The 11,955-nt window shown below is 74.6% G+C and carries 8 protein-coding genes; 6 read left to right on the top strand and 2 right to left on the bottom strand.

Annotation, left to right across the window (positions count from 1 at the left end; genetic code table 11):
• The first annotated feature begins 1 nt into the window (after position 1).
• The 4 genes from SCATT_RS32830 to SCATT_RS32845 are packed head-to-tail and all read left to right on the top strand — an operon-like array spanning position 2 to position 3,257.
• Positions 2–1,183 carry a type III PLP-dependent enzyme gene (locus SCATT_RS32830; protein WP_014151040.1) on the top strand — a complete coding sequence of 394 codons (1,182 nt, stop codon included), beginning with the start codon at positions 2–4 and terminating at the stop codon, positions 1,181–1,183.
• Positions 1,180–1,776 (top strand): GNAT family N-acetyltransferase, encoded by a 597-nt coding sequence (locus SCATT_RS32835; protein ID WP_014151039.1) that lies wholly within the window; start codon positions 1,180–1,182, stop codon positions 1,774–1,776. Before SCATT_RS32830 ends, SCATT_RS32835 begins: the two co-directional genes overlap by 4 nt.
• Positions 1,777–1,781: 5 nt before the next feature.
• Positions 1,782–2,951 carry an MFS transporter gene (locus tag SCATT_RS32840; protein WP_014151038.1) on the top strand — a complete coding sequence of 390 codons (1,170 nt, stop codon included), beginning with the start codon at positions 1,782–1,784 and terminating at the stop codon, positions 2,949–2,951.
• Between the two features lie 30 nt (positions 2,952–2,981).
• On the top strand, positions 2,982–3,257 hold the full coding sequence (locus SCATT_RS32845; RefSeq protein WP_014151037.1) for a hypothetical protein: 276 nt from the start codon (positions 2,982–2,984) through the stop codon (positions 3,255–3,257).
• 105 nt (positions 3,258–3,362) lie between these two features.
• On the opposite strand, the gene SCATT_RS32850 is transcribed toward SCATT_RS32845, so the two are convergent.
• Together SCATT_RS32850 and SCATT_RS32855 are read right to left on the bottom strand one after the other, a co-directional pair.
• Positions 3,363–4,307, bottom strand: coding sequence for a sensor histidine kinase (locus SCATT_RS32850; protein WP_014151036.1), 945 nt, complete (start codon positions 4,305–4,307; stop codon positions 3,363–3,365).
• Entirely contained in the window at positions 4,304–5,182 is an 879-nt protein-coding gene (locus SCATT_RS32855) for an MEDS domain-containing protein (RefSeq protein ID WP_014151035.1), read from the bottom strand. The genes SCATT_RS32850 and SCATT_RS32855 overlap by 4 nt, the downstream gene beginning before the upstream one ends.
• A gap of 461 nt (positions 5,183–5,643) precedes the next feature.
• Between SCATT_RS32855 and SCATT_RS32860 the strand changes: the two genes are divergently transcribed.
• Both SCATT_RS32860 and SCATT_RS32865 read left to right on the top strand, forming a co-directional pair.
• Entirely contained in the window at positions 5,644–9,606 is a 3,963-nt protein-coding gene (locus SCATT_RS32860; protein WP_014151034.1) for a HAMP domain-containing protein, read from the top strand.
• The gene (locus SCATT_RS32865; RefSeq protein ID WP_014151033.1) at positions 9,603–11,921 is read left to right on the top strand and encodes a SpoIIE family protein phosphatase; all 2,319 of its coding nucleotides are present in this window, start codon (positions 9,603–9,605) and stop codon (positions 11,919–11,921) included. Before SCATT_RS32860 ends, SCATT_RS32865 begins: the two co-directional genes overlap by 4 nt.
• Positions 11,922–11,955 lie beyond the last annotated feature (34 nt).

The following is an 11,955-nucleotide window of genomic DNA, read 5'->3' on the forward strand; positions in this document are numbered from 1 at the left end:
CATGGACCGCAACGCACCCGGCGCACCGCTGCGCGCCGCCCTGGCCGAGGCCACCGAGGACCGGCTCGTCCTCGACCTGGCCGGCATCACCGGGAACCACCGTGCCCTGCGGCGCGAACTGCCCGGGGTCGCCGTCCGGTTCGCCATGAAGGCATGCCCGGTGGACGAGGTCGTGTCCGCCCTGGCACGCCAGGGCGCCGGGGCCGACGCGGCGAGCCCCAACGAGATCGCCCAGGCGATCGCGGCCGGCGTCCCCGTCGCCGACATCCACTACGGCAACACCATCAAGTCCGACCACAACATCGCCGAGGCGTACCGGCTCGGGGTGCGCGACTTCGCCACCGACAGCGTCGAGGACGTGACGGCGGTCGCCGCCCACGCCCCGGGCGCCCGGGTCTTCTGCCGCCTGGCCACCAGCGGGCACGGCGCGCTGTGGGGGCTCACCAGGAAGTACGGCTGCGCGGTGCCGGAGGCGGTACGCGTGCTGGACACGGCGCGGGAGGCCGGGCTGACCCCGGCCGGCCTCTCCGTCCACGTCGGCTCCCAGCAGATGACCACCGAAGCGTGGCACGACGCCGTCGACCTCCTCGCCGAAGCGATCACCGCGCTGAAGCGGCGGGGGATCCGGCCCGACCACGTCAACCTCGGCGGCGGACTGCCCGCGCTCGGCTACCTCGACCGGCGCGGCAGACCGCTGGAGCCGCCGCTGGACAAGATGTTCGCCGTGCTCCGCGAGGGCATGCAGCGGCTGCGGGAGGTGGCCGGTCACCCGCTGCGCTTCGTGCTGGAGCCCGGCCGCCACCTCGTCGCCGACCACGGCGCCATCCGGGCCCACGTCGCCCGGCTCGCCGCCCGGCGGCAGCCCGACGGCGAACGCCGCCACTGGCTCTACCTCAGCTGCGGCAAGTTCAACGGGCTCTACGAGATGGACGCCGTGCAGTACCCCCTGGTCTTCCCCACGCACCGGGGCGCGAAGACCGTCCCCGCCGTCGTCGCCGGACCCACCTGCGACAGCGACGACGCCTACGACGCCGAGTACGGCCTGGTGGCAGTGCCCGAGGACGTCGCCTCCGGCGACCCGGTGTGGTTGCTGGCCTGCGGCGCCTACGCCACCAGTTACACCACCACGGGGTTCAACGGCTTCGACCCGCTGCCGTACACCGTGATCGGGGGCGAGGGATGAGCGACCGCCCGCGCGTGCGGCACATCCAGGATGCCGACTGGCCGGCCATCGTGGCGCTGGAGGCCGGCGCGTACACCCGGCACGGACTCTCCGAGGGGCGCGCCGCGCTCCAGTCCAGGGTGCGTGCCTCGCCGCGGACGTGTTTCGTGCTCGACCACCACGACCGGGTGGCCGGCTATCTGCTGGCCCTGCCCTACCCCCCGTTCCGCGTCCCCGACCTGGCCCGGACCGAAGGCAGCGCCGCCCGCCACCACGGCAACCTGCACCTGCACGACGTCGTCGTCGCCGAACCGCTGCGCGGCCGGGGACTCGGCGGCCACCTGCTGCGCCACCTGACCACCACCGCGGCGCCGGCCGGCTACCGGCGCCTCTCCCTGGTCGCCGTGGCCGGCAGCGGGACCTACTGGGCGGGCCACGGCTTCACCGCCCACCCGGGGGTCGAACTCCCCGACAGCTACGGCACGGACGCCGTCTACATGTCCCGGCCGTGGCGGGCGGTGGAGCCGCCGGCCCGGTCATCGGCCCGCTCCGCGGAGCCGACGCCACCCGGCGGCCCGGGGCACCGGCCGCCGTCCGAGTACGAAGTGGGCTGATCGACGTGTTCCCCGTTCACGACCCGTTCCGGCGGTCCCTGCTGGCGATCGCGGCGCTCTTCGCCGCGCTCGGCTTCCAGTACGCCACCTGGGCCTCCCGGATCCCCACCGTCAAGGCGCACCTGGGGCTGAGCGCCGCCGAGGTCGGGCTGCTGCTGATGGCCTGCGGCGCGGGCGCGGCGGCCTCGTTCCCGCTGGTGGCCGCGTTGATGAGACGCCTCGGCTCACGGCGGCTGGCGTGTCTTTCCGCGCTCGCCCTGGCGCTGCTGCTCCTCGCGCTCGCCGTGGCGCCCGACTACCCGGTGGCCATGGTCGTCATGTGCTGCGACGGGGTCGCCGTCGGCTGCCTCAACGTCGCCATGAACGCCCAGGGCGCCGCGCTGGAGGCGGTCCACGGGCGCACCGCCATGGCCAAGTTGCACGCCACGTTCAGCGGCGGCTCGCTCTTCGCCGCGCTCCTCGCCTCCGGCGTCAACCTGCTGACCCCGGCGATGACCGCCCACTTCGCGGTGGCCGCCGTGGTGATCGTGCTGCTGGTCGCGGTCGCCAGGACCGGTCTGCTGACGGAGGATCAGCAGACGGCGGCCCCGGAGAAGAAGAAGCGGCGGGGCCGGCTCACCCTGCCGTCGCGGGTGACGTTGTGGATGGGGTGTGCCATGGTGTTCGGCACGGTGACCGAGGGCGCCATGAACGACTGGTCGGCGCTGTACATGCGGGATGTCGTGGGCGCCTCGTCGGAAATGGCGCCGTTGGGGATCGCCGTGGTCTCGGTGATGATGGTGGCGGCCCGCCTCTTCGCCGACGGCTGGCGCAGCCGCTGGGGGGACGGACGCGTGGTGCGGGTCGGCAGCGTGCTCGCCGCGGCCGGGCTGGCGCTCGCCCTGGTCAGCGGGGGAGTGGTGCCCGCGCTGCTCGGCTTCGCCTGCGTGGGCCTGGGCATCGCCGCGGTGACCCCGTGCGTCTACGTGGCCGCCGCCGGCCAGGGCTCCGACGCGCTGACCCTGGTCGCCGCCATGGGGACCGCGGGGCTGCTGGCCGGGCCGCCGGTGATCGGCTTCATCGCCAACGCCAGCAGCCTGGTGTGGGGCATGGCGGCCGTCGCCGTCTCCGCGGTCCTGGTCTCGTTGTGCACCACCCGGATCCGCTGGCCGCGGCCGGCCGGACAGAACGCCTGACCGCCCGGGCGCGGCTGCCTTCATGGCGCCATGAGGGCCGCCGCCCAGCTCACCCGCGCCCCGTGCGACATACCCGGCAACGTACGGCGGCTCGTCGCCCTCGCCGCCGACCCCGGACCGCGGACGGGTCCTTACGACCCCCGGCTCGACCCGGTCCGGGCGAGCGGCATCGCCGTCGTGCTCAACTGCGCGGTGCCGATGGTCAGTTCGCGTCCCGACATCGGCACCCCGGTCTTCGGCGCCGACGGCGACCAGGACGACCACTTCCAATTCGGCGGCGTCCGCGTCTCGTTGGCCACCTGCTGAACGCGCCGCCGTGTGGCCCCGGCGGAGCCCTCCTCGCCGGGGCCGACGACCGTACGCCCGCGGTGGTCACCGCGGACGTCGGCTGAGCGCGCCGGGCGCGCGGCGTCAGCCGGAGAAGTGCAGCCGCAACGTCAGCCCGGTGGCGCCGGCCCGGACCTCCACCAGGTCGCACAGCTGGTGGATGATCCACAGCCCCCGGCCGCCGTCGGTGCCGGTGATCTCCGGACGCCGCCGACCCGCCAGCGGGTTCTTCAGCCGGCCGTTGTCGCGCACCTCGGCGACCACCGTGCCGTCGGCGGTGGTCCACAGCCGCAGCGTGCCCCGGCCGCCGCCGTGCGCCAGGGAGTTGGCGGTGGCCTCGCCGACCGCCAGCACGAGGTCGGCGCGGCGCCCCGGGGAGAGCGCGGTGCCCCGGGCCCAGGCGTCGGCGTGCTCACGGACCTCGCCGAGCTGCCCCGCGCCGTACGACAGCGGCGGGGCGTTCGACGGCTCCGGCAGCGGCTCGTCGCAGTCGGCGCAGACCACGGCCGGGTCGCAGTAGTCGGCGCTGGAATCCGTGCGGCCGTTCTCGATCAGCGTGGGGTGGGTGCGCCGGGCGTCGGCGACCACGGCGTCCGGCAGGCCGGAGACGTCGTAGGGGCACAGGATGGTCGCCGGGCGTCCGGCGAACGCGGTGTTGATGAGGGCTTCGTGCCGGGTGGCCTCCAGCACCTCCGAACGCGAGCGGCCGGGCCAGATCGGCTCGCCCACGATCCGCGCCGGGCGCCCCCGGTACCGGTCGGCGAACCCCTGCAACGCGGCGAGGATCCGCCCCGGGTTGCGCCCCAGCTCCGTCATGTCGGCGAACTCCACGCCGTCCGCGCCCGCCCCCAGCGCCTCGCGCAGCACCGCCGAACGCCCGCCCGGCACCGCCACGAGGACCGGCTCACCGGCGTCGAGCGCGTCCCGGACGAAGCCGCCGACCCCGGCCGCGTACTCGTCCGGCGTGCGGTAGAAGAGCGCGGGGTGCACGAAGGGGTGGCCCGGGGAGGTGGTCTCGGTGTCGGTCATGGGGCCGGCTCCAGCACGCTGCACTCCTCGGGGAAGAATCCGGCCGTCCGTCGCAACGTCTCCGGCGGCTCGACCAGCACCAGCCGACGGCCCTGTTCCCGCAGCGCCCGCGTGGTGCGCACCAGCGCCCCGACCGCCGCCACGTCGAGGTGGCCGACGGCGGACAGGTCGAGGCGCACCACGGTGCCGCCGATGCGCGCCAGCGCCTCCAGCGCGGCGGTCAGCACCGGCCGGGTGTCCAGATCGGCGTCGCCCAGCAGCCGCAGGCCCGTGTTCCCGGACAGCGGCGCCACCGCCAACGGCGGCTCGCCGACGGCCCGTCCGGCCGGGCCGCCCTCCGAAAGCCGCCGCGGGTGCGCCGCCGCCAGCAGATCGACGGGCGCGGCCCGCCGGTCGTACAGGCACACCCCGGTGAGGGGCAGCTCGGCGTACACCTCCGCCTCCAACCGCAGTTCGTACTCCAACAGCCGCTCGGCGTCGGGTGGTTGTCGCTCCGCCCAGCCCAGGTCACCGACGAGCCGCAGCCCCGGGCACCCGTCGGCGAGCCCGCGTTCGCAGGCGGCCCGCACCCCGGCGACCACGGCGCCCGGGTCGAACGGGCCGGGGGCCGTCCCGGCGGCGGCGCTCGCCACCACGAGCTGCCCCCGGTCCACCGCGGCGGCCACGTCCCCGTCCCGGACGCGCAGCAGGTCGAGCACCTCCGGCGGATCACCGGTGCCGGTGACGTAGAGCACGCGCTGGCCGCGTGCCAGGCCCTCGTGGACGAAGCCGCTCACCGCCTCGGCGTGCTCCCGCTCGTCACCGTAGGCGTGGCACAGGTGCTTGCCCCGGGGCGCGGCGGACGGACCGGGGTGACCGCGGTCGGGTGTGGGCATCCACCTCTCCTCGAAGCGCCGGGAAACGGGCGGGCGTCCCGCCGAGCGTACCTCGTACCCCGGCGACGTGCCGCAGGCCACCGGATCGGTGTGATCCCTAACGCACCGCGGGCTCCGGTGAGTTGGCCACGGCGTACCGACGGGCGCGGGGAGGGCCACCGGCCGCGCCGCCCGTGCGGGGTGCTCCACGGCACGTCGGCACCGGCGTGGGGGCTGAGCGCGGGCGCGCGGCGGGAGCGCGGACCGCCCGGCCGTGCACCGGCCGCTAAGCGGCCGGGGTCCGCCGTTCTCCCTCCGCGGGGTCGGGGCGCCCGCATAATGGCAGCACTGCCTCGACCGGTGAGCGGCCGGCCGAGTCGTTGGGGGACACCTGCCCGTCCCACAGGGGACGTCGAGGGCACGAGGCAGCGCGTGACCGTGCGGCACGGTGCCGGACGACGAGGCCGTGGACGAGGGTGGGCATGACCGGGGCTACCGGGACCGGGGACGTTACGCAGGGCCCGGCGGCGACGGCCGGGACGGACGGCGGGCACGTCGGTGACGTGGACCTGCGGCAGTTGCTGGTGGGGCTGACCGCGGTGCGCGACGGCGACTTCTCGACCCGGCTGCCCGAGGGCGGGGCCGGGCTGCTCGGGGAGATCGGCACCGTCTTCAACGGGATGGTCGACCAACTGTCGCTGTTCAGCTCGGAGGTGACCCGGGTCGCCCGGGAGGTGGGCAGCGAGGGGCGCCTCGGCGGACAGGCCCAGGTGCCCGCGGTCGGCGGGGCGTGGCGTGATCTGACGGATTCGGTCAACTTCATGGCCGAGAACCTCACCACGCAGGTGCGCTCCATCGCCCAGGTGGCCACCGCGGTCGCCCGCGGCGACCTGACCCGCAAGGTCGCGGTCGACGCGCGCGGGGAGATCCTGGAGCTGAAGGAGACCATCAACACGATGGTCGATCAGCTCTCGTCGTTCGCGGACGAGGTGACCCGGGTGGCCCGTGAGGTGGGTACCGAGGGGCGGCTCGGCGGGCAGGCGGACGTCAAGGGCGTCTCCGGTACCTGGAAGGCGCTGACCGAGTCGGTCAACGTGATGGCGGACAACCTCACCGCGCAGGTGCGTTCCATCGCCCAGGTCACCACGGCGGTGGCCCGCGGCGACCTCACCCAGAAGATCCGGGTGGACGCGCGCGGGGAGATCCTGGAGCTGAAGGAGACCATCAACACGATGGTGGACCAGCTCTCGTCGTTCGCGGACGAGGTGACCCGGGTGGCCCGTGAGGTGGGTACCGAGGGGCGGCTCGGCGGGCAGGCGGACGTCAAGGGCGTCTCCGGCACCTGGAAGGACCTCACCGACAACGTCAACGTGATGGCCGACAACCTCACCGCGCAGGTGCGCTCCATCGCCCAGGTGGCCACCGCGGTCGCCCGCGGCGACCTGTCGCAGAAGATCACCGTCGAGGCGAAGGGCGAGGTGGCCGCCCTCGCCGGGGTGATCAACACCATGGTGGACACCCTCTCCGCCTTCGCCGACGAAGTCACCCGGGTCGCCCGCGAGGTGGGCACCGAAGGCATCCTCGGCGGCCAGGCCAGGGTGCCCAACGTCGCCGGCACCTGGAAGGACCTCACCGACAACGTCAACTCGATGGCGAACAACCTCACCAACCAGGTGCGCAACATCGCCCAGGTCACCACGGCGGTCGCGCAGGGCGACCTGACCCGCAAGATCGACGTGGACGCGCGCGGCGAGATCCTGGCGCTGAAGACCACCATCAACACCATGGTCGACCAGCTCTCCTCGTTCGCCGCCGAGGTCACCCGGGTGGCCCGGGAGGTCGGCAGCGAGGGGCGCCTCGGCGGCCAGGCCGAGGTGGAAGGGGTCTCCGGCACCTGGAAGCGGCTGACGGAGAACGTCAACGAACTCGCCGGCAACCTGACCCGCCAGGTACGCGCCATCGCCGGCGTCACCAGCGCGGTCGCCGAGGGCGACCTGACCCGCTCCATCACGGTGGACGCCTCCGGCGAGGTGGCCGACCTCAAGGACAACATCAACGCGATGGTGAAGTCGCTGCGCGAGACCACCCGGGCCAACCAGGAACAGGACTGGCTCAAGACCAACCTCGCCCGCATCACCGCGCTGATGCAGGGCCGCCGCGACCTGCCCGCCGTCGCCGAGTCGGTCATGGACGAGCTGACCCCGCTGGTGGACGCGCAGTACGGCGTCTTCTTCCTGGCCGAGGAGGACGCGGACGGCACCGTGCTGCGTCCCATCGGCCGCTACGGCCACCCCGGCGGCACCGGGGCGCCCGCCTCCTTCCGGCTCGGCCAGGGGCTCGTCGGCCAGGCGGCCCGCAGCCGACGCGGCATCGTCGTCGACGACGTCCCGCCCGGCTACGCCACCATCATCTCCGGCCTCGGCCACACCGACCCCACCGCCCTCGCCGTGCTCCCCATCGTCGCCGAGGACCAGGTGCTCGGCGTCATAGAACTCGCCTCCGTACACGGCTTCACCCCGGTCCACCACACCTTCCTCGAACAGCTGATGGAGGCCATCGGGGTCAACGTCAACACCATCGTGGCCAACGCGCGCACCGACGAACTGCTGGCCGAGTCGCAGCGGCTCGCCGGCGAACTCCAGGTGCGCTCCGAGGAACTCCAGGCCAGGCAGGAGGAGTTGCAGCGCTCCAACGCCGAACTGGAGGAGAAGGCGGCGCTGCTGGTCCGGCAGAACCGTGACATCGAGACCAAGAACCTGGAGATCGAGCAGGCCCGCCAGGAGCTGGAGGCCCGCGCCCAGCAACTCGCCCTCGCCTCCAAGTACAAGTCGGAATTCCTCGCCAACATGAGCCATGAGCTGCGCACCCCGCTCAACAGCCTGCTCATCCTGGCCCAGTTACTCGCCCAGAACCCGGCACGCAACCTCACCCCCAAGCAGGTCGAGTACGCCGGGGTGATCCACTCCGCCGGCTCCGACCTGCTCCAGCTGATCAACGACATCCTCGACCTGTCCAAGGTCGAGGCGGGCAAGATGGACGTCCACCTCGAACCGGTCTCGCTGGCCCGGCTGCTGGAGTACGTCGAGGCCACCTTCCGCCCGCTGACCTCGCAGAAGGGGCTGCGGTTCGCCGTCACCACGCAGCCGTCCGTCCCCGACGAGCTGTGCACCGACGACTCCCGGCTGCGCCAGGTGCTGCGCAACCTGCTCTCCAACGCCGTGAAGTTCACCGAGTCCGGCGAGGTGGAGCTGCGGATCAGCACGGTCGCCGACGACGGACTGCCGCCCGGCTGCCACGGCCACGGCCCGGCGGTCGCCTTCCAGGTCCGCGACACCGGCATCGGCATCGCCGAACACAACCTGGAGTCCGTCTTCGGCGCCTTCCAGCAGGCCGACGGCACCACCAGCCGCAAGTACGGCGGCACCGGACTCGGCCTGTCCATCAGCCGGGAGATCGCCCAGCTCCTCGGCGGCGCCATCACCGCCGAGAGCACCCTGGGCCGCGGCAGTGTCTTCACCCTCTACCTGCCGGTGCGCCACCCCGACGAGCCGCGCCACCGCTCCGCCGTCGCCGTGGCCCGCGACGAACGGCGGCTGCTGGTGGTCGAGGACCGGCCCCGCGGACTGCTCTCGCTGGTCGCCGAGAGCGCCGTCGGCGAACTGCCGGGCGCCACCGCGGCCGACGGCACCGTACGGGTGGCCACCGCGGTCGGCGCCGAGGAGGCCGTCGCCCTCCTGGGCGGCACCCCGCACCATTGCGTGGTGCTCGCCCTCGACATGACCGAGGACGGCGCGTTCCGCTTCCTGGACGCCTGGCACACCGCGCCCGCGCTGCACACCGTCCCCGTCCTCGCCCACCACAACCACCGGCTCACCCCGTTCCAGGAACGCATGCTCGCCGCCTACGCCGAGCAGGGGCCGCTGGAACTCCTCGCCAGCCTCGACGAGTTGCGAGAACGCATCACCTTGCACCTGACCGCCGAGGGCCCGGCCGACGTACTGCCGCTGGCCCGCCCCGCCCACCGCCCGGTGGCCGGCCCCGCGCCCACGGACGGACGGCTGGCCGGGCGCACCGTCCTCGTCGTCGACGACGACGCCCGCAACCTCTTCGCGATCAGCGGCATCCTGGAGACCCAGGGCATGCGCGTGCTCCACGCCGAGGACGGCCGCAAGGGCATCGAGGCGCTGCTGGCCAACAGGGACGTCGACCTGGTGCTGATGGACGTGATGATGCCGGAGATGGACGGCTACGCCGCCACCGCCGCCATCCGCGCCATGCCCGAGTACGCCCGGCTGCCCATCATCGCCGTCACCGCCAAGGCGATGCCCGGCGACCGGGAGAAGTCGCTGGCCTCCGGCGCCACCGCCTACGTGACCAAGCCGGTGGACGCCCGGGAACTGATCGACCGCATCCACCGCCTCCTCGTCCCGGCCGACCCCTCGTGACCGTTCCCGATCCGGCACCGCCGGACGACGGCCCGCCCCGCGCCACCGACCCCCTGGACCCCGGACCCGCCGACGAGGCCGCCCGGCTCGCCGCCACCGTCGAACGGCTGCGCGCGCGGCTGGCGGACGCCGAGTACGCCGCCGCCACGCACGCCCTGGCCGGGGTCGCCAAGGGCGTGCTGATGGAACGCCTGGGGTGCGACCAGGCCGAGGCCACCCGGCAGTTGGAGCGGCTGGCCCGGGAGAGCGGGCTGCCGCCGGCCGAGTTGTGCGCCGACATCGTCGGCCACTCCGCCGTACCCCCGCAGGCCCCGGCCCGCGGCGCCGGCGCGCTGCGGACCGCCGAGGCCGGGATGCTCGCCGCCGACGACACCCGGGCCGCCGCCCGCGTCCTGCTCGACCAGGCGCTGGCGCCGCTGGGCGCGGTGGCCGTCGCGGTGTGGGCCGCCGCCCCGGACGGCACGCTGACCCTCGCCGGGCAGGCCGGCTTCCCCGGCGCGGAGGAACACCGCTGGTGCCATGTGCCGCCCGGGGTGACCACGCTCGCCCGGCGGGCGCTGGACGAGCGGCGGGACGTCCGGGTCACCACGGCCACGGCCGAACCCACCATCGGGGCCGGGCAGTTCACCGCGGACGCCTGCCGGGTCGTGGTCCCGGCCGAGTACGCCGGGCGGCTTCTCGGCGTGCTGGAGGTGTGCTGGCCCGGCCCGGCCGGTCCGTTCCCGCCCGCCGTCCACCGCCAGCTCCGGGCCCTGGCCGAGGTGTGCGCCCACACCCTGACGACCGTCCCGGCGACGCCGTCCGCCCCGTCCGCCCGACCGGTCCCGGCCGAACTGGCCGCGCTCGCCGAGGCGTTGCCGGACCCCGCGCTGATCCTGCTGCCGCTGCTCGACGCGGACGGCACCGTCGCCGACTTCCGGATCGCCCACGCCAACGAACGCTTCACCGACCCCGCCGGCCGGCCCCGTACCGCCGTCACCGGGCTGCCGCTGCTGGAGGCGTACCCCACGGCGGCGCGGGGCGGCGGCCTCTCCGAGGCGGCGCACCGGGTCTACGCCACCGGTGAGCCGCACCACGGCACCCGCGTGAGGCCGGCCGCACACGCCCCCACCCTCACCGCGGGCATCGGCCGAGTCGGCGAGGCCCTGCTGCTCACCTGGCGCCCCGAGGACGACACCACCGCGCGGACGGCCCTGCTGGAGCACGCCCAACGCCTCGGCCGGATCGGCGGGTTCGAGGAGAATCTGATCACCGGCCGGATACTGTGGAACAGCCAGCTCCACGAGTTGTTCGGACTGGAGCCGACCGCCCCGCCGATACCGCTGACCCGGCTGCGCGACCACGCCCACCCCGACGACACGGTGGCCCTCTCCCGCTTCCTGCGCACCGTCCTCCACCACCAGCGGCCCGCCTCCACCGCCTTCCGGCTGCGCCGCGCGGACGGCGTGGTCCGCCACCTGCGGGTGGTCGCCGAACCGGTGGCCGACGGCGCCGGGCTGCCCACCGCCGTCCGCGGCGTCTGCCAGGACGTCTCCGCGCAGCACTGGACCGAGATCGCGCTCGCCGCCACCCGCGCCGAACTCGCCGACGCCGAACAGCGCTCCGCCGAGAGCGACCGGCTCGCCCTCCAGCTCCAGCGGGCCATCATGCCCCCCGAACCCGGCCCCAAGGAGGTCGCCGGCCTGGAGATCGTCGTACGGTACCGGCCCGCCCAGGCGGAACACCTGGTCGGCGGCGACTGGTACGACGCGGTGCGCCTGCCCGACGGCCGGGTGCTGCTGGCCGTCGGGGACGTCGCCGGCCACGGCATCGGCGCCGTCACCGGCATGGTGGCGCTGCGCAACGCGCTGCGCGGCCTCGCCGCCACCGGGGCCGGCCCGGCCCGGCTGCTCGGCTGGCTCAACTCCGTCACCCACCACCTCACCGAGCGGGTCACCGCCACCGCCGTCTGCGGTGTGTACCACCCCGGGCGCCAGGTGCTCACCTGGGCCCGGGCCGGCCATCTGCCGCCGCTGCTGGTACGCGACGGGGTGGCCACCGCGCTGCCCCGCGTCCCCGGCCTGCTGCTCGGCGCGGTCCCCCGGACCCGCTACCGCGAACACACCCTGGAACTGCGCTCCGGCGACACCCTGCTGATGTACACCGACGGCCTGATCGAACGGCGGGACCGCTCGGTCGACCACTCGCTGCGCCAACTCCTCGGCGCCGCCCAGCACCCCCGGCCCGGCCTCGCCGACCAGCTCGACCACCTGCTGCTGCACAGCAAGGCCGACACCGACGACGACACCTGCCTGGTCGGCGTCCGCCTGCCCTGACCGCCTCCGCCGCCACCGCCGTTTCGGCGGCGTG

Source organism: Streptantibioticus cattleyicolor NRRL 8057 = DSM 46488, assembly GCF_000240165.1.
Taxonomy (GTDB): Bacteria; Actinomycetota; Actinomycetes; order Streptomycetales; family Streptomycetaceae; genus Streptantibioticus; species Streptantibioticus cattleyicolor.